At 63.2% G+C, this 20512-nt stretch carries 20 protein-coding genes and 1 riboswitch; of the genes, 8 read left to right on the forward strand and 12 right to left on the reverse strand.

The features are described from left to right. Positions 1–7 precede the first annotated feature (7 nt). Together HOLFODRAFT_RS22775 and HOLFODRAFT_RS22780 are read left to right on the forward strand one after the other, a co-directional pair. Positions 8–1501 carry a protein kinase domain-containing protein gene (locus HOLFODRAFT_RS22775; RefSeq protein ID WP_005035677.1) on the forward strand — a complete coding sequence of 498 codons (1494 nt, stop codon included), beginning with the start codon at positions 8–10 and terminating at the stop codon, positions 1499–1501. After that, complete coding sequence (locus HOLFODRAFT_RS22780) at positions 1498–2181, forward strand: OmpA family protein (RefSeq protein WP_005035675.1); 684 nt, start codon at positions 1498–1500, stop codon at positions 2179–2181. The genes HOLFODRAFT_RS22775 and HOLFODRAFT_RS22780 overlap by 4 nt, the downstream gene beginning before the upstream one ends. Here the strand turns inward: HOLFODRAFT_RS22780 and HOLFODRAFT_RS0207065 are convergent. Further along, on the reverse strand, positions 2165–2869 hold the full coding sequence (locus HOLFODRAFT_RS0207065; RefSeq protein WP_084053751.1) for a response regulator transcription factor: 705 nt from the start codon (positions 2867–2869) through the stop codon (positions 2165–2167). The two genes, HOLFODRAFT_RS22780 and HOLFODRAFT_RS0207065, sit on opposite strands and share 17 nt — an antisense overlap. A 168-nt stretch (positions 2870–3037) precedes the next feature. Between HOLFODRAFT_RS0207065 and lpxD the strand changes: the two genes are divergently transcribed. Genes lpxD through HOLFODRAFT_RS19880 form a run of 3 tightly spaced genes read left to right on the forward strand, consistent with a single transcriptional unit; the run spans position 3038 to position 5846 of the window. Continuing rightward, positions 3038–4042 (forward strand): UDP-3-O-(3-hydroxymyristoyl)glucosamine N-acyltransferase, encoded by a 1005-nt coding sequence (gene lpxD, locus HOLFODRAFT_RS0207070; protein WP_005035672.1) that lies wholly within the window; start codon positions 3038–3040, stop codon positions 4040–4042. A 46-nt stretch (positions 4043–4088) separates the two neighbouring features. Continuing rightward, positions 4089–4955, forward strand: a complete 867-nt coding sequence (gene motA, locus HOLFODRAFT_RS0207075; protein WP_005035671.1) for a flagellar motor stator protein MotA — start codon at positions 4089–4091, stop codon at positions 4953–4955. 6 nt (positions 4956–4961) lie between these two features. After that, the gene (locus HOLFODRAFT_RS19880; protein WP_005035667.1) at positions 4962–5846 is read left to right on the forward strand and encodes a flagellar motor protein MotB; all 885 of its coding nucleotides are present in this window, start codon (positions 4962–4964) and stop codon (positions 5844–5846) included. Between the two features lie 87 nt (positions 5847–5933). Here HOLFODRAFT_RS19880 and fabD read toward each other — a convergent pair whose 3' ends face one another. Then, a complete protein-coding gene (gene fabD / locus HOLFODRAFT_RS0207085; RefSeq protein WP_005035666.1) occupies positions 5934–6872 on the reverse strand; it encodes an ACP S-malonyltransferase in 939 nt (312 codons plus the stop codon). Positions 6873–7038: 166 nt separating this feature from the next. Between fabD and HOLFODRAFT_RS0207090 the strand changes: the two genes are divergently transcribed. Continuing rightward, positions 7039–8823, forward strand: a complete 1785-nt coding sequence (locus HOLFODRAFT_RS0207090) for a monomeric [FeFe] hydrogenase (RefSeq protein ID WP_005035663.1) — start codon at positions 7039–7041, stop codon at positions 8821–8823. An 85-nt stretch (positions 8824–8908) separates the two neighbouring features. Here HOLFODRAFT_RS0207090 and tsf read toward each other — a convergent pair whose 3' ends face one another. The 5 genes from tsf to HOLFODRAFT_RS0207115 all read right to left on the reverse strand — a co-directional run bounded on the left by tsf (position 8909) and on the right by HOLFODRAFT_RS0207115 (position 12585). Further along, a complete protein-coding gene (tsf, locus tag HOLFODRAFT_RS0207095; RefSeq protein WP_005035661.1) occupies positions 8909–9565 on the reverse strand; it encodes a translation elongation factor Ts in 657 nt (218 codons plus the stop codon). Positions 9566–9655: 90 nt separating this feature from the next. Beyond that, positions 9656–10411, reverse strand: a complete 756-nt coding sequence (rpsB, locus tag HOLFODRAFT_RS0207100) for a 30S ribosomal protein S2 (RefSeq protein ID WP_005035660.1) — start codon at positions 10409–10411, stop codon at positions 9656–9658. A gap of 153 nt (positions 10412–10564) precedes the next feature. Beyond that, entirely contained in the window at positions 10565–10957 is a 393-nt protein-coding gene (gene rpsI, locus HOLFODRAFT_RS0207105) for a 30S ribosomal protein S9 (protein ID WP_005035658.1), read from the reverse strand. A gap of 17 nt (positions 10958–10974) precedes the next feature. Beyond that, positions 10975–11412 carry a 50S ribosomal protein L13 gene (gene rplM / locus HOLFODRAFT_RS0207110; RefSeq protein ID WP_005035656.1) on the reverse strand — a complete coding sequence of 146 codons (438 nt, stop codon included), beginning with the start codon at positions 11410–11412 and terminating at the stop codon, positions 10975–10977. Positions 11413–11484: 72 nt separating this feature from the next. Further along, entirely contained in the window at positions 11485–12585 is a 1101-nt protein-coding gene (locus tag HOLFODRAFT_RS0207115) for a hypothetical protein (protein ID WP_005035654.1), read from the reverse strand. A gap of 67 nt (positions 12586–12652) precedes the next feature. Next, positions 12653–12723, forward strand: a riboswitch (S-adenosyl-L-homocysteine riboswitch). 64 nt (positions 12724–12787) lie between these two features. Between HOLFODRAFT_RS0207115 and ahcY the strand changes: the two genes are divergently transcribed. Beyond that, on the forward strand, positions 12788–14197 hold the full coding sequence (gene ahcY / locus HOLFODRAFT_RS0207120; RefSeq protein ID WP_005035652.1) for an adenosylhomocysteinase: 1410 nt from the start codon (positions 12788–12790) through the stop codon (positions 14195–14197). Positions 14198–14201: 4 nt separating this feature from the next. Here the strand turns inward: ahcY and HOLFODRAFT_RS22785 are convergent, their stop codons facing one another. Further along, the gene (locus HOLFODRAFT_RS22785; protein WP_005035650.1) at positions 14202–16373 is read right to left on the reverse strand and encodes a caspase family protein; all 2172 of its coding nucleotides are present in this window, start codon (positions 16371–16373) and stop codon (positions 14202–14204) included. A 93-nt stretch (positions 16374–16466) separates the two neighbouring features. Here HOLFODRAFT_RS22785 and HOLFODRAFT_RS0207135 point away from each other — a divergent pair, with 93 nt between their 5' ends. Continuing rightward, positions 16467–17135, forward strand: a complete 669-nt coding sequence (locus HOLFODRAFT_RS0207135; protein WP_005035648.1) for a phosphoglycolate phosphatase — start codon at positions 16467–16469, stop codon at positions 17133–17135. Positions 17136–17141: 6 nt separating this feature from the next. On the opposite strand, the gene HOLFODRAFT_RS24425 is transcribed toward HOLFODRAFT_RS0207135, so the two are convergent. The 4 genes from HOLFODRAFT_RS24425 to HOLFODRAFT_RS0207155 form a co-directional block, all read right to left on the reverse strand. Further along, complete coding sequence (locus HOLFODRAFT_RS24425) at positions 17142–17579, reverse strand: hypothetical protein (RefSeq protein WP_148300382.1); 438 nt, start codon at positions 17577–17579, stop codon at positions 17142–17144. A 368-nt stretch (positions 17580–17947) separates the two neighbouring features. Further along, positions 17948–18553: a peptidoglycan recognition protein family protein gene (locus HOLFODRAFT_RS0207145; protein ID WP_005035645.1), complete on the reverse strand. Its 606-nt coding sequence runs from the start codon at positions 18551–18553 to the stop codon at positions 17948–17950. A 173-nt stretch (positions 18554–18726) separates the two neighbouring features. Further along, positions 18727–19170: an NUDIX hydrolase gene (locus tag HOLFODRAFT_RS0207150; protein ID WP_005035641.1), complete on the reverse strand. Its 444-nt coding sequence runs from the start codon at positions 19168–19170 to the stop codon at positions 18727–18729. A 142-nt stretch (positions 19171–19312) separates the two neighbouring features. Then, positions 19313–20494: an acetate/propionate family kinase gene (locus tag HOLFODRAFT_RS0207155; RefSeq protein WP_005035638.1), complete on the reverse strand. Its 1182-nt coding sequence runs from the start codon at positions 20492–20494 to the stop codon at positions 19313–19315. Positions 20495–20512: the final 18 nt, after the last annotated feature.

Consider the following 20512-nt stretch of genomic DNA (forward strand, 5'->3'; position numbering starts at 1 on the left):
CGATAGAATGGCCTCCGACCCTATGCTTACCCTTCTGCCTACAGATACGCGCCTGCCCCGCCTCGTGGATAGCCTGGCGGAACGTTATGAATTCCTCGCACTGCTGGGGCAAGGGGGATCAGGGACCGTCTACGAGGTTCGGAATCTCCAACTCAACCGCATGGAGGCCCTTAAGGTCCTCTCGCCGAGCTTCCCCCTGGACGACATATCCCAGCGTTTCATACAGGAGGCCAAGGTCGCCGCCTCCCTGGACCATCCCCGCATCGTGAAGATCTACGATTTCGGCCACGATAGCGGCATCTATTGGTACTCCATGCAGCTGGTGGACGGTCCCACCCTGGCCGACCTTATAGAGTCGGGCCGGACCCTGGACCAGACGGCCCTGGCAAGGATGGCGGTCCCCATCATGGACGCCCTGGCCTACAGCCACGAGCGCGGCGTGGTCCATCGGGACATCAAACCCGCCAATATTCTCTTCAGTGCCGAAGGCCGCCCCTTCCTGACAGACTTCGGTATCGCCAAGACCACCGAGAGCACCCTCCACACCCACACGGGACGGATGATGGGTACCCCAGCCTACGTGGCCCCAGAACAGGCCCTGGGGGAGCGAGTGGATGCCCGGGCGGACCAGTATGCCCTGGGCATCACCCTCTACAAGGCCCTCACCGGCTGCCTCCCCTTTGCAGGTGACGAGTTCCTCCAGACCTTGGTCCAGCGGCTCAACCAGCCCCCCACGCCCATCCAAGTCCATGCCCCCCAAATGGCCCCAGCCCTGGCAGACCTCATCATGCGCGCCCTGGAACGGGACCGCGAAGCCCGCTGGCCCAGCATCGCCGCCATGAAGGAGGCCCTGCTGGAGGCCTGCGGAGGCGCGGGAATCGATGCGAGCGGCCCCCTTGGGGACCTTTCCGCCCTCCGTCCAGGCAGCCAGCCCCTTTCCATCTCCATCGGGGGCAAAGCCAGCTCCGCCGATGCCTTTGCCCCCACGGCGGATCTGCCTACGGCCCCCCCACGATCGAAATCAGGACGATGGGTGGGCCTGGCCGCAGTCCTGCTTCTGGGAATGGTCTGGGTTCTGTGGCGGATGCGCCCGACCCCCGCAAGGGCCTCCACTCCTGCCCCGGTCAAGCAGTCCAAGGAGCCTGAGCCCCCACCCCCCCGCCCCATGGCAATCAGCCCGGCTCCGGCCCCCTCCAGACCCGCTGCCATTCCATCCGCTCCCCGGAGACCCATGACCTACCCCCAGCTCCTGGAAGAGGCTTCTCCGGTGGGTCTCCCGGCTGCCCTCCCCTGCGCTGGCTCCCGGGTGACCATCTCCCTTGATATCAGGGAGGACGGGACCGTCAAAGCCTGCCGGGTCATCTCTCCTGCCCGCCCAGAATGCGCCGAGGCCGCCCGGACCCTCGGAATGCGGTATCGTTTCAAGCCAGCCATGGACGCAGAAGGCAAACCCATCGCCACCACTGTCGCTGCCACGATCGATTTCCCGGAGATGCCATGAAGACAACCTTCGCATTTACGGTCATTGCGATGCCCGTCCTGCTCTCCCTGGGCTGTTCCAGGCCCCGGCTCGACCCGGCCAAGGCGATCCAGGTCCAGATCACCTCCACCCCGGACAAGGCCCTCCTGACCATGGGGGGCAAGACTCTGGGCCCCACGCCCAGGTCTCTGACCGTGGCCAGCACGGCTGAGCTCCTGGAGCTCGATGCCACCATGGAGAAGGCCCCCGCCGTCGAGAAGCGCATCCGCTTCCTGTCGATGAACACGGCAGAAGTCACCTTCATCTTCGGGGCGGACCAATCGGCCATGGCCAGAACCCTTGGCTTCCCGAGGATCCTGGTCTTCGACTATGGCGCAGGCGTCACTTTCGAGCTGGACCGGGCGGAACTGAAACCGGAGTTCCTTCCTCTCCTGGCTCGGCAGGCCTCCCTTCTCCAGAAAAGCTTCCCCGACATCAAGGTGTTCGTGTGCGGGCATACCGACATCACCGGGAATCGGGACCACAACCTGGCCCTTTCGGTGGACCGGGCAAAGGCCGTAGCGGAGGATCTGGGCGCCAGGGGCGTGAACCGGGATCGGCTCAAGATCCAGGGGTTCGGGAGCGACTACCCCGTGGCGGACAACGGCACGGACCAGGGCCGGGCCCTGAATCGCCGCACCGAGGTCATCCTGCCACAGTAGCCCCCAGGCCCCCGTCCGCAGCAAAGATGTAACCCTCCCCGTGGCGAGCCCGCACGGGAAGGGGTTCATCGCTGCTCGTTGCCAGCACCTTCTTCCGCAGGCGGCTCAGCAGGGTCTCCAGCCGACGCGTAGCGTAGTAGTCAGGGGCCTGCCCGAGGGCCGCCAGAATCTCATCCCGGGACACCACCTCTCCGGCACGTTCCACGAGCGGCACCAGGACCCGCAGCTCCCCGTCCGTCAGGGGAATGCCCAGACCAGAGGGGGTATCCAGCCGGGAGTAGTCAGCATGGAGTCTCCACGTGGCATCCCGCCCGGGAACCAGACGTCGATGGAGGCTGCGTAGGGCAGCCGCCAGTTCCCGCAGGTCGACGGGCTTGACGAAGTATAGATCGGCCCCTTCTTCCAATCCCCTGATGCGATCCTCCAGGGGGTCCCGGGCCGTCAGCATGACAATCCCCAGGTCGGGATAGTGGCGTCGAACTCGCTCCGCGATGGAGAAACCATCCTCCCCAGGCAGGTTGATATCCAGGATCAGGATCTCGCCCCAGCCCTCCGTAAGGAGCCGGTCGAGTGACTGGCCGTCGCTCACCCCTCGGGTTGCCAGCCCCAGGGCCTCAAGCCCGTCCACCAGACAGATTCGCGTCGCGAGGGAGTCCTCGCAGACGATGATGCGGATCTGATGGTCCATGCAGTGGTCCATGCCTTGCGTCCTTGCAGAGGGTTCCGGGAGCGTTCACAAGCGGCTAAGCCATATTCTAATGTGTCCCGCCCGAAATAATCGGATCACGTGGCCCTTCCCGAGCCTCAGTCCTTGGCTCCAGACCGCTGCAAGGCTAGTCTCGTAGGGGAGGATTCCATGTCCCAGATAGAAATCAAGGCCGAGGATCTGGCTCAGCGTTTGGGGGGAGCCCTCCGGCACTGTGCCCCGGATCGCGTTTTCACCTGCGTCAAGCCTCTGGAGGAGGCCGATGCGGGCGCCGTCAGCTTCCTCGCCAATCCCAAGTACGCCCAGAAGGCCCAGGAAAGCCGGGCGGGGCTGATCCTGGCCGACCCCAAGGCCCAGCTTGGGGAGCATCCCCAGCTGATCATGGAGAACCCTTACTGGGGTTTCGCCCAGGCCGTTGGAATCTTCCACCCTGAAACGGAACCAGCCTGGTCCGAAGCTCCCATCCATCCCAGCGCAACCCTCGGCCATGGATGCCGGATCGCTCCTGGGGTGACCATCGGTGCCAGGACGACCCTCGGGCAGAACTGCACCCTGCACCCCGGGGTCCATATCGGAGATGACTGCCGGATCGGGGATGACTGCGAGATCTATTCCGGCGTGGTGCTCTACCGGCGCACACGCCTGGGCAACCGGGTCCGGATCCACGCCAATTCGGTGCTGGGGTCCGACGGCTACGGCTATGTCCTGGTGAATGGCCGCCACGAGAAGGTGCCCCAGGCCGGGTATGTGGAGCTTGAAGACGATGTGGAACTGGGAGCCTGCGTCACCATCGACCGGGGTGTCCTGGGCGCCACCCTCGTCCAGCAGGGAACCAAGATCGACAACCTCTGCCAGGTGGCCCACAACGTCCAGATTGGTAAGCACTGCCTCATCATCTCCCAGGTGGGGATCAGCGGCAGCGCCTCGCTGGGTGACTACGTCACCATGGCGGGCAAGGCGGGGGTCATCGGGCACCTCCACATCGGCTCCCGAAGCATCGTGGCGGGCAACACCATGGTGGGCAAGGACCTGCCAGAGGGTTCCTTCGTGGCGGGCTACATGGCCAGACCCCATCGCCAATGGCTGGAGTGCCAGGCGGCCCTCAACCGCCTGCCGGCCATCCTGAAGCGTTTGAGCCGCAAGGATTCCCTGTAGTCAAGGCTTTGGCCATCTGGCCGAATAGGAATGAGAGGGATCGGGCATGTTTTTGATCATTGGCTATGTGTTGGCCTTGGGTGCCGTGATGGTCGGCTTCCTTTGGGAAGGCGGCAAGATCGCAACCCTGCTCCACCCTCTCCTGCCAGAGGGCACAATGATCGTCGGCGCTGCGGTGGGTGGATTCCTGGCCTCCAACCCCATGCCCATCATCAAGGCGGTAGCCGCCAATATCATGAAGCCCCTGAAGGGCAGCAAATACCCCAAGGCGGTTTACATGGAAGCCCTCATGATGCAGTACGAGGTCTACGTCAACATCAAGAAGGGAGGCCTCCTGGCCCTGGAGCAGGACGTCAACGACCCCCACAGTTCAAGCATCTTCAAGAAATACGAGGCCATGCTCCACGATCACCACGCTCTGGACTTCTTCTGTGATTCCATGAAGCTGCTGATCAACGGCAGCGCCAAGATCGACGAGATCGATCAGGTGATGGACCGGGATCTGGATGTCCATCACACCGAGAGCGCCGCCCCCGGGGCGGCGGTCAATAATCTGGCGGATTCCATGCCAGCCTTCGGCATCGTGGCCTGCGTGGTGGGCATCATCATCACCATGGGCTTCCTGGACCAGCCCCCCAACGTGATCGGCGCCAAGGTGGGCGCCGCCCTGGTGGGCACCATGCTCGGCATCTTCGTGGGCTATGCCATTGTGGGCCCCCTGGCCAAGAACATGGACCAGGTATCCGCCATCGAAAGCCACTTCTTCAACGCCTTGAGAGCCGGTCTCGTGGCCTTTGGAAATGGAGCCGCCCCGGTCACCGCCGTGGAGTTCGCCCGCCGCGCCATCCCCTCCTCCGAACGCCCGGGCGCCCAGGAGCTTGAGGAAGTCGTCCGCCAGATCAAGCCGAGGTAGGGCGAGATGGCGGATCCCCAACCCGAAGTCAAAATCAAGTTCATCAAGAAGAAGGGAGGGCACGCCGCCGCCCATGGCGGAGCCTGGAAGATTGCCTACGCCGATCTCGTGACCGCCATGATGGCCTTCTTCCTTCTGATGTGGCTCCTCGGGTCTGCCAATGCCAACACCAAGGCCGGTATTGCTGGCATGTTCCAGGACCCCAATTTCTTCGAGACCGCCGCAGGCAAGGCCATCCTGGATGCCCACGGCAAGGGCATCCTCCCGGGGGGCCGGGGAATGAAGGATGGACCTGATGGGGAAGGTGGGGAAGGCGCCAAACCTGCAGGCTTCGATTCAGCGGAAGCTGAACAGAAGGCCATGGAAGGGACCGCCAAGGCCATCGAGGCCGCCTTCTCCAACGACAAGCTCCTCCAGGCATTCAAGGACCAGATCTCCATGGACTTCACGGACGAGGGATTGCGCATCCAGGTTCAGGACAAGGCCGCGCAGGTTCTGTTCGATTCGGGCTCCGCCAACGTCAAGCCCTACACCATGACCATCCTCAAGGAGATCGCTGCGGAGCTGGGCAAGCTGCCCAACCACATCGCCATCGGGGGCCATACGGATAGCGCCCAGTATGCCTCCAAGGCCTTCACGAACTGGGAACTGAGCGGAGAGCGGGCCTGTGCGGCCCGTCGGATCCTGGAGTCCTCAGGTCTGCGATCCGGCCAGGTCCGCAAGGTCACCGGCTACGCTGACACCCTCCCCCTGGAGGGAAAGGAGCCAGAGGACGGCCAGAATCGGCGAATCTCCATCATCGTACTCTCCTCCGCCACCGCCGAAGCCGAAAGCGCCCGCCAGAAGTCCAAGGGACGCTTCGGGAAGAAAGAGGAGAAGGCGGGAGAGTAGGGAGGCTCACGCGGAGACGCGGAGAGCGCGGAGAAAAGATTCTGCTTTTCCTCCGCGCTCTCCGCGCCTCCGCGTGAGCGATCTTTCCTACTCCAGGCCCACTAGGTCCTCGGGTCCTCCGATGGAGCAGGCCCTGACCTCAATGCCCTTCTCCTTGGCCTGCTTCTTCACGAGGCCGGTGAGGACCTTGCCGGGGCCGAGCTCCAGGAAGGTCGTCACACCCTGCTCCAGGAGGAGGTCGGTGATAGCCTCCCAACGGACCGCTCCGGGGATCTGGCGGATCAGACCCTGGCGCAGGGCCTCGGGGTCGGTGACCAGCTGGGCGTCCACATTGTTGACCAGGGGGCAGATCGGGGTCTTGAATTCGAGGGCCTTGAGCACAGGCGTCATGGCGACCTGGGCAGGCTCCATGAGGGGGCTGTGGAAGGGAGCGCTCACCGGAAGCTTGACCATCTTGCGGCCACCCCGACCCTTGAGGAGCTCCATGGCCACCTCCACGGCCCCAGCGTGCCCAGCGATGACAATCTGGCCAGGGCCGTTGAAGTTGGCGGGCACCACCACTTGGCCGGTCTGGATTTGAGCCTCCTGGCAGCAGGCCTCCACATCCACAGAGGCCATCCCCAGGATGGCGGCCATGGCCCCCACCCCCACGGGAACAGCCACCTGCATGGCACGCCCCCGCTCACGGACCGTGCGGACGGCATCGGCGAAGCCGAGGGCACCGCAGCCCACCAACGCGCTGTACTCGCCCAGGCTGTGCCCCGCAACGAAGTTGGGCTTGGGGAGGCGGTCGCCATAGGCCCGCACCACCATGGTGCTATGGGTCAGGATGGCTGGCTGGGTGTGCTCCGTGAGCTTGAGGGTCTCCTCAGGCCCCTCGGCCATGAGCTGGCTCAGGGCGAAGCCCAGGGCCTCGTCCGCCTCGCGCAGCACGGCTTTTGCGGCGGGTTCTGCTTCCGCCAGGGCCAGGCCCATGCCTACGGCCTGGGAACCTTGCCCAGGGAACAGCCATGCGGTTGTGCTCATGCTCACCTCGTTCAAATGCCATTCTGGTGTGGCTCGGGTAGTTTACTGCATTCCCGAACCACTCCAGAATGAGTGGACACCCACTAACCGGAGGCGCAGGAGTCCAGGCTTCACACCTGGAGTTCACGGAACCGGGGTGTTCACCACGTTCGCCCAAGGAGTTCTCATGATTCAGATCAAGGTGTGCTGTGGGCTCAATTGCGCGGCCCACGGGGGACAGGAGCTGCTGGCCATGCTCGAGGAGAGCGAGGAGTTGGCGGGCCGGGTTGAAGTCGCGCCGGTACCCTGTCTTCAGTGCTGCCAGGACGGCGAACAGTCCCCGGTGGTCCAGATCGGAAACGAGACCCTTTCACGGGTGAGTTCAGCAACTGCAGGAGACCCTGGAGCGCTTGATGAAGGGATAGGGATGGCGCTGGCTCAGCTGGATATCTTCGAGAAAATGAGGGGGCTCTACACCCCCGTGATGAGCATCCGGCGAAAGGTCCTGGTAGCCGTGGCTCGCCTCATCCGTGAAGGGAAGCCGCCCCAGGCCATCGAAGCCATCCCCTACGAGATCATCACCCACAACACCCCCACCTACCGGGACTGCGTATTCAAGGAGCGGGCAGTCGCCCGCGAGAGAGTCCGCTTGGCGCTGGGGCAGGATCTCCGGGAGTTCGGTGCCCACGAACCGGTCATCGACCACCCGGAACCCTCCCTCACTGACCATCGGGTGGTAGAGAAGCCTTACGTCGCCGTCATCAAGATCGCCTGCGAGCGCTGTCCCGGAAAGTCCTACATCGTTTCGGACCAGTGCATGGGCTGCGTCGCCCGCCCCTGCGTCTCCGTGTGCTCCAAGAACGCCGTAAAGGTCAGTGGAGGAAAGTCCAGGATCGACCAGGGAAAGTGCATCAACTGCGGTCGTTGCGCCCAGGTCTGCCCGTACAACGCCATCCTCTACCGGGAGCGGCCCTGCGAGTCCGCCTGCGGCGTGAACGCCATCGAAGCCGATGCCGAGGGTTTCGCCGAGATAAGGAACGAGAAGTGCGTGTCCTGCGGTCTTTGTGTGGTCTCCTGCCCCTTCGGGGCCATTGGCGAGAAGTCTGAAATGGCTCAGGTGCTCCACGCCATCCGGAGCGGCCTCCCGGTCTGGGCCGAACTGGCGCCCTCCTTCGTCGGCCAATTCGGCCCCCTGGCCACCCCCCAGAAGATCCTGGCCGCCGTACGGGCCCTGGGTTTCGCTGGCACCGCAGAAGTGGCCTACGGGGCCGATATTGCCATCCTGGAGGAGGGCGAGAAGGTGCTGGAGGTCTACCGTGCGAGACAGGCCGATCCAGGCGCTCCCCAGACCTTCGTCGGCACCTCCTGCTGTCCCTCCTGGGTCCGGGCCGCCCGGCAGGCCTTCCCTGACCTCGCCACCTGCATCCAGGACAGCTCCACCCCCATGGTGGAGACCGCCAAGCGGATCAAGGCGGAAGTCCCAGATGCCAAAGTGGTCTTCATCGGCCCCTGCGTCTCCAAAAAGGCCGAGGTCTCTGAACTGCGGGAGGCCAGAATCGTGGACTTCGTCCTCACCTACGAGGAGCTGGGGGCCATTTTTCAGGCCGCCGGGGTGGATCCTGCCTCGATCCCCGACGAGGCCGCGGCCCCAGAAGCCAGCACCGCCGGTCGGGCCTATCCCGTGGCAGGGAACGTGGCCCTGGCCATTGCCGCCGCCGCCAGGCACCATGCGGGCGATCCCCTGGATGGCCTGGTCCATCGCACGGCCGAGAGCCTAGCGGACTGCCTCGGTCTGCTCAAGGAGATCCAGCAGGGCAAGCTGAAGCCCGTTCCTCATCTTGTGGAGGGCATGGGCTGCCCCAGGGGCTGCATCGGCGGTCCCGGCACCCTGGCCCCCCTCAACCGCGCCAAGGCCGCCGTCGCCAGCTTCGCCAAGGAGGCCCCCCTGGGGATGCCCGAGGAGCGAAAGTAGCCTCAGAAAAGAAGCCTGGACACACAAACGCGCCCCCAACCGGGGGCGCGTTGTTTCATTCACGTGCTTCGCATTCGAAGGACGCTTACATTCCGGTCTGGGCAGCTACTTCAGCGGCGAAGTCGTCGACCTTCTTCTCCAGGCCCTCGCCCATCACATACTTGGTGAAGCGGCGGATGCTGAGCTTCTCGCCGATCTCGGCGGTCTTGGTGGAGAGGTGCTGGGCGATGGTCAGATCGGGGTTGATGATGAAGCTCTGTTCGAGCAGGCAGACATCCTTGTAAATGGAGGCCATCTTGCCCTCGACGATCTTCTCGACGATGTTGGCGGGCTTGCCGGTGGCCAGAGCCTGGGCCCGGGCGATCTCCTTCTCCTTCTCGATGAATTCGGCGGTGACCTCTTCCTTGGTGACGAACTGGGGGGCGGGATCGTGGGCAGCGATGTGCATGGCGATCTCCTTGACCAGGCGCTGGAAGCCCTCGGTCTTGCCCACGAAGTCGGTCTCGCAGTTCACTTCCACCAGCACGCCCACGCGGCCGCCGGGGTGGATGTAAGCCTCCACGATGCCTTCGGCGGCGATGCGGTCGGCCTTCTTGGCGGCGGCGGCAAGGCCCTTCTTGCGGAGCCAGTCACCGGCCTTTTCGATGTCGCCATCGTTCTCTTCGAGGGCCTTCTTGCAATCCATCATGCCGAGACCGGTGCGGTCCCGGAGGGTCTTCACGTCCTGAGCGGTAAATGCCATGGAATTCTCCTTGGATCGAATGTCGCTTCAAAAATGAACATGGGCGAACGGCGCCGCAGACGGCAGACCGTTCGCCCAATGGAGACTTGACTATTCAGCGCCTTCGTTGGCCTTCTCAGCCAGCATGGCCTTCATGTCGTCGGTGTCGGACTTGTCCTGGAAGGACTGACGGCCTTCGAGAACGGAGTCGGCGACGCGCTCGGAGAAGAGCAGGATGGAGCGGATGGCGTCGTCGTTGGCGGGGATCACGTAGTCGATCTTGTCAGGATCGCAGTTGGTGTCCACCAGGGCCACCACCTTGATGCCGAGCTTGTTGGCTTCGGTGATGGTGATGTCCTCGCGATGGGGATCGATCACGAAGATGACATCGGGGATGCCGCGCATGTCACGGATGCCGTGGAAGGAGGCATCCAGCTTGTCGTGCTGGCGCTGAAGCACCAGGATTTCCTTCTTGGAGAGCAGACCAGTCTTGGCGGGATCGTTGAGGGTGGCCTCGATCTCCTTCAGCTTCTCAAGGGACTTCTTGATGGTGGTGAAGTTGGTGAGCATGCCGCCCAGCCAGCGATTGTTCACATAGTAGGCGCCGCAACGCTGGGCCTGCTCGGCAATCAGGTCCTGGGCCTGGGGCTTGGTGGCCACGAAGAGGAAGGTCTTGCCTTCGGCGGCGCACTTGGTCAGGTAGTTGGTGGCCTGGTTCCAGAGACGGAGGGTCTTCTGCAGGTCGATGATGTAGATGCTGTTGCGGGCGCCAAAGATGTACTTCTTCATCTTGGGGTTCCAGCGCTTGGTCTGGTGACCGAAGTGGACGCCTGCTTCGAGCAGTTCCTTCATTTGAATGGCAGCCATGATGGCCTCCCGTAATGTCGCGACCGGGGTCGCGGTGGGATGAAAGGCGGTGTCCCGCCCGAATCGGCCGAAGGGTTCGGCCCTGCGTAAGTTCGGGGAGCCGCAGCTCCCCGATGAGAAAACACGGTAATCGTCCCGGCAGCGCCGAAAAGACTAGCGCTTGGAGAACTGGAAGCGGGCGCGGGCAGCCTTCTGACCGGGCTTCTTACGTTCCTTCATGCGGGGATCGCGGGTGAGCAGACCAGCCTGGCGCAGAACCGACTTGAGCTGCTCGTTGTAGCCCAGCAGAGCGCGGGAGATGCCCAGACGGATGGCAGAAGCCTGGCCGGCAGGACCGCCGCCAGCCACGGAGATGACCATGTCGAACTTGTTGTCCAGTTCGTTCATCACCAGGGGCTGGTGGACCACCATGCGCAGCACGGCATTGGGAAAGTAGTGCTCCAGGGTGCGACCGTTGACAGTGACATTGCCGCTGCCGGGGCGCAGGAAAACGCGGGCAGAGGAAGTCTTGCGCCGACCGGTTCCGTAGTGCTGGGAAATCGCCATGGTATGCCTCTATCGAATTACAGCTTGATGGTCAGGGGCTGGGGCTGCTGAGCGGACTGCTGGTGCTCGGCACCATCGTAGACCTTGAGCTTGCGATACATCGCACGCCCCAGGGGGCCCTTGGGCAGCATACCCTTCACGGCGCTCTCGATGATGCGGCCGGGGAAGGTGATCTTCATGACGTCAGCGCGGACTTCCTTCATGGAACCGGGCTGGGTCGTGGTGCGGCGGTACATCTTGGTGGTGCCCTTCTTGCCGGTAAAGATGGCCTTGGCGGCGTTGACCACCACGACGTGATCACCGGTATCGATGAAGGGGGTCCAAGTGGGCTTGGTCTTGCCGGAAAGCACGTCAGCAATGACGGTGCTCAGACGGCCGACGGGCACTCCAGTGGCGTCCACGAGGAACCACTTGCGATCGACCAACTCTTGTGCCTTGGGAAAATAAGTGCTCATAGCCGAACTCCGAAACCGATGGGCGGGCAGGAACTGCAATCCGCTCAGCGGCGGAATGACAGAAGGACCACCTTATCTCGGATATTTTTCGACGTCAAGGGCTGGTTTCGTGAGATTCCACAGTTCCAGCGCCACACGGGAGGCCCCTTGGCCGTCGATCAGGCCCATGCCATCCCGGCTCTGCTCCTGGCGGCTGTCCTGCCCTTCAGGGCCAAGCCACTGTTCCAGGGAGTGATAGGTGGGTTCAAGGCTCTCCCCGGGCCCCACGCCCAGATCAAGACAACCGTTATTCATCGCCAGATCCGACAGGATTTCGTGCTGACGTTCATTCTGCCCCCAGGCCGCCACTGGGATGCCCATACACAGTGCCTCGTTCAGGGTCACCCCTGCAGAGCACCAGATGGCATCGAATTCCGGGAGGCGGTTCGTCAACCCGGGTATCCCCTCCAGGAGGGTGCACCCCTTGAAGGGGGCTGCCTGGATCCCCCTGGGCGCGAGAATGGTGCAGGTCCCCATCCAACGCTGCTCATTCGAAAGACGCTGAAGCACCTGGAAAGCCCGGCCCGAAAGGTCGGCCCCATCGCTGCCCCCGAAGGTCACCAGGAGCTTGCGCACCGAGAGGGGCTGGGAGATCTCGCGCTTGGGACGCCGCTTGAGAGCCTCGGGGCTCACCACCACGTACTCGGCTCCCCGCAGGACACGGCAGGCTCCGTGCTGGGCCTCGCAGGGGCGGATCTTGCGCCCTCCCACACTCTTCACAGGCGCCGTGGGCCAACGGCAGCCTTCCAGGAAGGGCTGAAAGAGGAGGTCCGCCTGCTCGTGGGCATCACCATCGTCCTCCAGCACCGCGATCTTGAGGGGGCGCAGGGCCTGGATCTGCTCCGACGTCGTATCCCACTGGTCCATCAGCACCAGATGAGCCTGGTCCTTGAGGGATTGGGGGATGGGGGCGTGGAGATCCTCGCCGAGATCCACCACCGGGCAATCCAGAACCTGGTCCAGGAAGGGATGATGCCCCTCCCCCAGCCTGCGGGCCCGATCGTCGCCCGATACAGCGAGGGTTGCGAGCCCCCCCAGGGCCCGCCAGTGTGCCTGGAGCACCAGGGCCCGGGCCACATGCCCAAGGCCAAGTCGCAAATCGGTGTGGATTCGGAAAATGATGTGAGGTTGCATGGCCTTTTCGCAGAATTTAGGAGATGAGTCTAGCCGGAGTGGGTGGGTTTTGGATTATCCTTTTCCCTCGTCCGAGGAGCGCTGCGAGACCCCGTCCCAGGCTCGGACCCCGACTCAGTCCAACGGCGCTCACCAGACAAACCCGCCGGTTTGATTCAAGGTGAGCAGAGCCTGTTCTTGCTGGCACATTGCGGGAGTCCCCATGACTGCGTTGAACCCATCCCAATACCTCGTCGCCGACCTGGCTCTGGCCGATTGGGGCCGGAAGGAAATTGCCATCGCCGAGACCGAGATGCCAGGCCTCATGGCCATCCGGGAGGAGTTCGCCGCCTCCCAGCCCCTCAAGGGCGCCAGGATCGCCGGTTCCCTCCACATGACCATCCAGACCGCCGTGCTCATCGAGACCCTCAAGGCTCTCGGGGCTGATGTCCGCTGGGCCTCGTGCAACATCTACTCGACCCAGGACCACGCCGCCGCCGCCATCGCCGCCGGGGGCACGCCGGTCTTCGCCGTGAAGGGCGAAACCCTCAAGGAGTATTGGGACTACACCCACCGCATCTTCGAATTCGCCGAGGGCGCCCCCAACATGATCCTGGACGATGGTGGCGACGCCACCCTCCTGATACACCTGGGAGCCCGTGCCGAGCAGGACATCGCGGTGCTGAACAGCCCGGACAGCGAGGAGGCCAGGGTCCTCTTCGCCGCCATCCGCAAGCGGGTGGCTGAACAGCCAGGCTGGTACAGCAGGCAGCTGGAAGCCATCAAGGGCGTCACCGAGGAGACCACCACGGGGGTGCACCGGCTTTACGAAATGGCCAAGAACGGCGAGCTGAAGTTCCCCGCTATCAACGTCAACGACAGCGTCACCAAGAGCAAGTTCGACAACCTCTACGGCTGCCGGGAATCCCTGGTGGACGGCATCAAGCGGGCCACGGATGTCATGGTGGCGGGCAAGATCGCCGTGGTCTGCGGCTATGGCGACGTGGGCAAGGGCTGCGCCCAGGCCCTCAGCGCCCTGCGGGCCCAGGTCTGGGTCACGGAGATCGATCCCATCTGCGCCCTTCAGGCCGCCATGGAGGGCTACCGCGTGGTCACCATGGAGTACGCCGCCGACAAGGCCGATATCTTCGTCACCGCCACCGGCAACTTCCATGTCATCGGCCACGACCACATGAAGGCCATGAAGGACCAGGCCATCGTCTGCAACATCGGGCACTTCGACAGCGAAATCGACGTGGCTTCCCTCGAGGGCTACCAGTGGGATGAGATCAAGCCCCAGGTGGACCACGTCATCTTCCCTGACAACAAGCGGATCATCCTGCTGGCCAAGGGCCGCCTGGTGAACCTGGGCTGCGCCACGGGCCATCCCAGCTACGTCATGTCCAGCTCCTTCGCCAACCAGACCCTGGCCCAGATCGAGCTCTGGACCAAGCGGGACAGCGGCGAGTACCCCGTCGGCGTCTACACCCTGCCCAAGCACCTGGACGAGAAGGTGGCCCGGCTCCAGCTCAAGAAGCTCAACGTCCAGCTCACCGCCCTCACCGAGAAGCAGGCCGCCTACATCGGCGTGACGGTAGAGGGACCCTACAAGACCGAAACGTACCGCTACTGAGGCTTCACGGTTTCGCGCGACTACCGGCTTTTTTCCCCGTAGTGGGCTTCCACCTCCGGGCCTGGGCCTCAATCCGGGCCCGCTCGGAGGCCGGAAGCAGTTTGGCCGTGTGCTCCCGCTCCCAGGTCCATCCGTGGTGTTTGTCGCCGGCGAGCACGTACCAGAAATAGGCCTGGGCGAGGTCAGCCGAAACACCCAGGCCGTTTTTATAGATCTCACCGAGTTCGAATTGATCCTCGGGGGATCCATCTGCTGCACGCGCCTTTCGCCAAGCTAAAGCCTGGGCTCCGATTCTGGTGCGCTCGGCGCCAGGGAGCAGGCCATCCAGGCGCTCCCTTCCGTCACTCCCAAAGTCGCCCGCCACCATGTACCAGAAATACGCCTGGGCCAGATCTCGGGGCACACCAAGCCCCTTTTCATACATTTCGCCCAAGTCTCGCTGATTTTCCATCTGGCCTTTATCGGCGGCTTTCCGGTACAGAAGCACAGCCTTGGGAAGATCCTTGGGGACTAGGTGTCCCTCTCGATACATCTTGGCCATTTCACCCAAAGCCGCTGCATCCCCCCTCTCCGAAGCCTTGGTGAACCAGCGGATGGCATCTTTTCCGCTCTGAAAAGTGGGGTCATCCACATCCCGGTAGAAGCGCCCGACATTGGCCGTCCAGTAAGGATTCGGGTCGTGGTCCGCCGCCTCCAGATGCCAACGCAAGGCCCGCCGTGAGTCCTTAGGCGCATGGTGGCCGGACTGGTAGGCGCCGGACAGCATGCTCATCGAACCGAGATCCCCGATTTCCGCTCCCCGGCGAAGGAAGGCGAGCCCCTTGGCATCGGCCTCCTCCTTGGTGTAGGCGGCACGGCATTCCTCATCATTCCAGTAGAGGCATCCCACGCCGTAGTAGTAGCCCACGTTCGCCTGAGCGGCCTGGGCAAACAGGCGCTCGGCGCGCTCCAGATCCCGGGGGAAGTGCTTGCCGCTCACGAGTTCGATGCCCAGCGTATACATGGCATCAGGCTCCCCCAGTGCCAGGGCCCGGTCCAGCCAAGCGCGGGCTTCAGCGACCTCGGCAGGAGAGAGAGGATGTTCCAGGAGGAACCGCCCGTGCTCGACCATGGCCATGGGAATGCCGGTCTTGGCCGCCTCAGCGATGGCCCGATTGCGGGTGGGCTGGTCTGACTCCATATACCCGATCGCGAACCTGCCGTACACGCTCCCCTTGGCCGCCAGAGGCTTGGCCAGCTTGAGCACCCTCTCGAGCCCCTTCTCGTGCATGGCTGCCAGCAGGTCCCTTTCCTCCGGTGTGGGATCCGGAGCCCTGTCGGCCTGGATGGAAATCGGGGGCGGGATCGCCGCCGTGGGGTGGGTGGGGGCCGGAGCAGCGGGAGCCCCCGGCACGAAGTAGAAGTCCCCGATGATCGAGCTGTTCTCCCAGGGGGTCTGCTGCTGGCTGGACGCCTTCAGCACCTCTGCCCGGGTCCGCTTGAACACGTCTTCCAATTTCTGGCCCGGCGCCTGGAGCTGGTTCAGGAGTGCTGCGGTGTATATCCCGTGGGCCCCGCTGCCGTCCGCCGCCGTCCGGCCCGGGGCCGTCGCAAAGGCCACGAAGGTCCCGGTGGGCGCATCCACCTGGGCCAGGCCCTGCTGGGTACTCCGGAAGCTCCGCCCGAAGGGGTTGTTCCGGCAGGCGTCCAGGACCAGGATGTTCAGCCGGTTCTTGGCCGTGTCCATCTTGGCCAGAATGGCGTCCACCTCCACCGCCTCCCCCGCCACCTCGTCCTCATGGGCGATATCCGCGCCGACGGGGATCAGGAAGTTGCGGCCCTTCACCTGCATGCCGTGCCCCGCGAAATAGAAGAGCCCCACCCCCCCTTCGGCGATGCGGGCACCGAAACTGCGGATCGCCTCCCGCATCTGGGAGCGGCTGGCATTCTCCAGCTCCGTCACGGCGAACCCGCATCTGGCCAGGGCATCCCGAACGGCCCTGGCATCGTTCACCGGGTTCTTCAGCGGCGCATCCTGGTAGCCACTGTTGCCGATCACCAGTGCTATCCGAGGCTCCCCGGCAGATTCCGTGGCCTGGACCTGCACCCCCCTCCCGGGCTCCACAGCCCCCCCCTGAGGGGCGCCCCAAAGGGCGAGGGGCACCAGCATCAGGACAGGATAGGCACGGGAACGCATGCCCCGGATTCTATCCCCCAATCAGGCGAACAGCGTGAAAGGCGGCCTCGATCACCCCACTTTTGCCCCATCCTGGAAGCTGGAGGAATATGCATGACCAAGCGGTATGAGGTCGATGGCCTGCTCTTCGACCTGGATGGCACGATGCTGGACACGGTGGCGGACCTGGCGGAGGCCACGAACCGGATGCTCCGGGAGCTGAGACAGCCTGAGCGCACCGTGGCGGAAGTCACGGCCTTCATCGGGAACGGCATCCGGGTGCTGGTGAAGCGGTCCGTCTCCGAGGGCCGGGAGAGCACCCCTGCCCTTCTCGAAGAGGCCTACCACGCATTCCAACGGCACTATGCCGAGGTCAACGGGCTCGCCACGCGGCCCTATCCGGGCGTCATGGAGGCACTGACGGATCTCCAGTCCCGGGGCCTCAAGCTGGGTTGCGTCACCAACAAGTCCGAGGCCTTCATCTTCCCCGTGCTGGACGGCCTCGGCATGTCCAGCTTCTTCGGCAGCGTGGTGGGCGGGGACACCCTGCCCCAGCGCAAGCCCGACCCCGAGCCCCTCCTCCACGCCTGCCGCCAGCTGGGCATCGAGCCGCGCCGGACCCTGATGGTGGGCGACTCGCCCAACGACGCCCTGGCTGCCCGCCGGGCGGAGATCCCTGTCCTGCTGGTGACCTACGGCTATAGCGCCGAAACGCCTCTGGAGGAGATCGACTGCGACGGCCTGATCAACAGTCTGGAGGACCTTTCGGATTGGCTGGCTTGAGACGGCCTATTTCCCAGCCCCCTGCCGCGGATTAGCCCCCAGGAAGTATGTAAACTCCTCACCCTTCACCACGAGGACTCCGCGCCAGGTGTCCTCGATCAGCCACTCCGCCTCGCGGCCGTCCTCCAGCCTGAGACCGCCTTCCGCATGACACTCGCCTGGAGTCGCCCGAGAGAAGTCCGCCTGGGCAACTTGGCGGGCATTGGAAAAGAATCGCCGGACTTCAGCCTCATTCAGAACGAACGAACACTGCCCAGCCTTCTGGGCATCGCTCGTATAGAAGCTTCCCCCCTGGGAGAATGTGACTGAGACAATCCGCCCCAGGATCAGGCTCCTGGCCGCCCGGTTGGGGACGGGATCGGCGGCAAGGCCCATCGGGGCGTCAAAAACCTTAGCTCGGGCCTTCTCGCCGTAGAAATACCCCAGACGGCCATCCGCCAACATAAGTGATCCTCTTCGGTTCCGATCAATGAACCAGCGCCCCTTATCTCCGTTCACGAAAGTGATCTCCCCTATCGCATGGCATCGCGTGTAGGGCAGATAGTCCCAGGTGTACCAATCGATCGGGCGGGAGGAGCGGAAAAAGTCCCGAACATCCTTTTCGCAGAGCACAAAAGCTGAGCACTCGGATTCCGTTTCGTCTGAAGAACTGAGATCTTTTGCCCAAGCTCCGTTCTCCCGGATGTGGACCGATCTGATCCGGGAGACCTTATAGGAAGGGGGAAGCGCATGCCCCCTGTTGTCCCCCAAGGGGATCTGCGAAAATGCAGGCAGGAGCAATATAAAGCAGGACAGGCAGGCCAGGAATCTGGTCACCATTTTGCACTGGCCGCTTCAGAAGGGTTTTTCCACGATACATCCGGATGACGGTAGATTTCTGAAGCCCTGACCCCCTTGTGACTGCAAATCACATTAACAATCCATTTCAACGCAACTTGCTGTTCAGATGTTATGGAGTCATATTCAGGCTCTTTTTTGCCTTTGACCGCATGGTAATACCCAACCAACTCAATGCCCACGCTATCGGCATTCCCGGGAAACCGCTCTGGATAGTCTTTCTGGTATTCCAATTTACTGATGTCCCTAGGTTTCATCTTGGAGAGCATCCTTGCCTGGTCTGGCTTACAGCGATGCTCCACCATGCACCGAGGCTTCAACAATCCAACATGCCCGCAGGTAAAGTCCAGGGATGCCACCTGGACAATCGTCCCGTCCTTATCAATGTAGAAGTGGGCGCCAACTCCTTGTTTTTGGGCAGCTGAATTCAGAGCCCCTGCCAAGGTTGTCCCACCCGTCTGATGAACCACTATTCCATGAATAGTCGACATCTTCCTGCGCCCCAAGGCAGCAATCGGACGTATCAGGATATTGGTATGCACTAAATAACCGTCTTTGCGAAAAAGCACTCCAGAAGCCATGCATCCCTCCAATCAGTGGTGGCACAAGATCAGCCAGCAGAAAGAGGATGTCACGCTAAAAATGAACAAGCAATGATAAGCGAAAAATCAGAATATCCGACTACACCCCTGGAAGGTTCCCAAGATGACTCCTCCGCTCTGGAGGGAATGAACCATCCGAATCAATTACCTGACTACCTCTCCCGATAGATGTTGCTCACGGCCTCCAGGGGCAGCCTGAGCCCCCGCCGGTAGTCCTCCAGGCACTGGAGCACAAAACCCGAGCGGGGGCGCACGGCAACCTCCTCCGGGGTGAGCCAATGGCAGGCCAGGATGTCGGAGTCCTGGGGGGCCGGGACAGCTCCTTCGGGCACGCTCCCGATGAAGCAGGCCCGGACGTAGTCCTTGCCGTTCCGGGCCTGGAGCTGGTAGATCCCGAGAAAGGCCTCCGGCTCGAAGGCCAGGCCGGTCTCTTCGCGGGTCTCCCTCACCACCGCCTCCAGCAGCGTCTCCCCGGCCTCCACATGACCCGCAGGCTGGTTGAAGACCCGCTCGGGGTGGACACCATCCGTTTCCTCCACCATGAGGAAACGCCCATCGCACTCAATGATGGCGGCAACCGTGAGAGACCAGGACATGGGAACTCCGAAAAGGGAAAGCTATAAAGATCAACGCAGAGGGCGCGGAGGAATAAAGGAGAGAGCGCAGAGGAAAAGCCAAAGGTGCCTTTGTGCTTTTTCTCCGCGCCCTCTGCGTTCCATCATTCTCGTTTACCGAGCCCTACCGAACGAACTTGGCGGTGTAGCGGGCCATGGCCAGCTCTTCGTTGGTGGGAACCACGGCGACCTTCACGCGGCTCTCGGGCTTGCAGATGAAGCGGGGATCCTTGCTGCGGGCATTGTTCACCTTCTCGTCGATCTGGATGCCGAAGAGTTCGGAGAGGTGACTGCAGATCCAAGCCCGGAGGCGGGGACCGTTCTCGCCGATGCCAGCGGTGAAGGTGATGACATCCACCCCGTTCATGGCGGCGGCGTAGGCCCCGATGTACTTCAGCACACCATAGCCCAGCATCTCCATGGTCAGGCGGGCCTGGTCATTGGAGTCCCACTGGTCCTCGACGTCGCGGCAGTCGGAGGAGATGCCGGAGACACCCAGGAGACCCGAGTGTTTGTTGAGCAGGTTGTTCAGGCCCTTGGCATCCAGGTTCTCCTTCTCCAGGATGGTCAGGATGGCACCGGGGTCCACGCTGCCGCAGCGGGTGCCCATCACCACGCCTTCCATGGGGGTGAGGCCCATGGAGGTGTCGATGCTCTTGCCGTTCTTCACGGCCGTGATGGAGCTGCCGTTGCCCAGGTGGCAGGTGATGATCTTGAGCTGCTCGATGGGGCGCCCCATGAGCTCGGCCGTGGCCTCGGCCACGAAGCGGTGGCTGGTGCCGTGGAAGCCGTAGCGGCGCAGACCCAGCTTCTTGCAGAGGTCGTGGGGCAGGCCGTAGGTGAAGGCGTAGTCAGGCATGCTGTGGTGGAAGGCCGTATCGAAGACCGCCACGTGAGGCACATCCGGGAAGATCTCCATGGCGGTCTTGATGCCCATGGCATTGGCGGGATTGTGCAGGGGGGCGTAGAAAGCCAGGTCCTCGATCTCCGCGAGGATGGCAGGGGTGATCACTTCGGGATCCCCGAAGTTGGGGCCGCCGTGGGTGACGCGGTGGCCCACGCCGGACACCTTCTGGTCCTTGAGAACGGTTTCGTGGAGCTTGTCCATGATGTGGCCCAGGGCATCCCGGTGGTCCTTCATGTCCGAATCCAGGCGCCCCTTCTCGCCATTGATGGTCCAGCGGATGAAGCCCTCCTTCATGCCGATGCGCTCAGCAATGCCATCGGCCAGAGAGTCTTCCGTGGCCATGTTGATCACGGTGAACTTCAGGGAGCTGGAACCCGCATTAAGGGTCAAGATGATCATATCCGTTCCTCCAAACCC

The sequence above is a fragment of the Holophaga foetida DSM 6591 genome, from assembly GCF_000242615.2.
Classification (GTDB): Bacteria; Acidobacteriota; Holophagae; order Holophagales; family Holophagaceae; genus Holophaga; species Holophaga foetida.

Coding starts and splice junctions, on each gene's coding strand:
- HOLFODRAFT_RS22775 (WP_005035677.1), top strand. CDS start 8: ATGGCCTCCGACCCTATGCTTACCCTTCTGCCTACAGATACGCGCCTG.
- HOLFODRAFT_RS22780 (WP_005035675.1), top strand. CDS start 1,498: ATGAAGACAACCTTCGCATTTACGGTCATTGCGATGCCCGTCCTGCTC.
- HOLFODRAFT_RS0207065 (WP_084053751.1), bottom strand. CDS start 2,869: ATGGACCATCAGATCCGCATCATCGTCTGCGAGGACTCCCTCGCGACG.
- lpxD (WP_005035672.1), top strand. CDS start 3,038: ATGTCCCAGATAGAAATCAAGGCCGAGGATCTGGCTCAGCGTTTGGGG.
- motA (WP_005035671.1), top strand. CDS start 4,089: ATGTTTTTGATCATTGGCTATGTGTTGGCCTTGGGTGCCGTGATGGTC.
- HOLFODRAFT_RS19880 (WP_005035667.1), top strand. CDS start 4,962: ATGGCGGATCCCCAACCCGAAGTCAAAATCAAGTTCATCAAGAAGAAG.
- fabD (WP_005035666.1), bottom strand. CDS start 6,872: ATGAGCACAACCGCATGGCTGTTCCCTGGGCAAGGTTCCCAGGCCGTA.
- HOLFODRAFT_RS0207090 (WP_005035663.1), top strand. CDS start 7,039: ATGATTCAGATCAAGGTGTGCTGTGGGCTCAATTGCGCGGCCCACGGG.
- tsf (WP_005035661.1), bottom strand. CDS start 9,565: ATGGCATTTACCGCTCAGGACGTGAAGACCCTCCGGGACCGCACCGGT.
- rpsB (WP_005035660.1), bottom strand. CDS start 10,411: ATGGCTGCCATTCAAATGAAGGAACTGCTCGAAGCAGGCGTCCACTTC.
- rpsI (WP_005035658.1), bottom strand. CDS start 10,957: ATGGCGATTTCCCAGCACTACGGAACCGGTCGGCGCAAGACTTCCTCT.
- rplM (WP_005035656.1), bottom strand. CDS start 11,412: ATGAGCACTTATTTTCCCAAGGCACAAGAGTTGGTCGATCGCAAGTGG.
- HOLFODRAFT_RS0207115 (WP_005035654.1), bottom strand. CDS start 12,585: ATGCAACCTCACATCATTTTCCGAATCCACACCGATTTGCGACTTGGC.
- ahcY (WP_005035652.1), top strand. CDS start 12,788: ATGACTGCGTTGAACCCATCCCAATACCTCGTCGCCGACCTGGCTCTG.
- HOLFODRAFT_RS22785 (WP_005035650.1), bottom strand. CDS start 16,373: ATGCGTTCCCGTGCCTATCCTGTCCTGATGCTGGTGCCCCTCGCCCTT.
- HOLFODRAFT_RS0207135 (WP_005035648.1), top strand. CDS start 16,467: ATGACCAAGCGGTATGAGGTCGATGGCCTGCTCTTCGACCTGGATGGC.
- HOLFODRAFT_RS24425 (WP_148300382.1), bottom strand. CDS start 17,579: ATGTTGGCGGATGGCCGTCTGGGGTATTTCTACGGCGAGAAGGCCCGA.
- HOLFODRAFT_RS0207145 (WP_005035645.1), bottom strand. CDS start 18,553: ATGGCTTCTGGAGTGCTTTTTCGCAAAGACGGTTATTTAGTGCATACC.
- HOLFODRAFT_RS0207150 (WP_005035641.1), bottom strand. CDS start 19,170: ATGTCCTGGTCTCTCACGGTTGCCGCCATCATTGAGTGCGATGGGCGT.
- HOLFODRAFT_RS0207155 (WP_005035638.1), bottom strand. CDS start 20,494: ATGATCATCTTGACCCTTAATGCGGGTTCCAGCTCCCTGAAGTTCACC.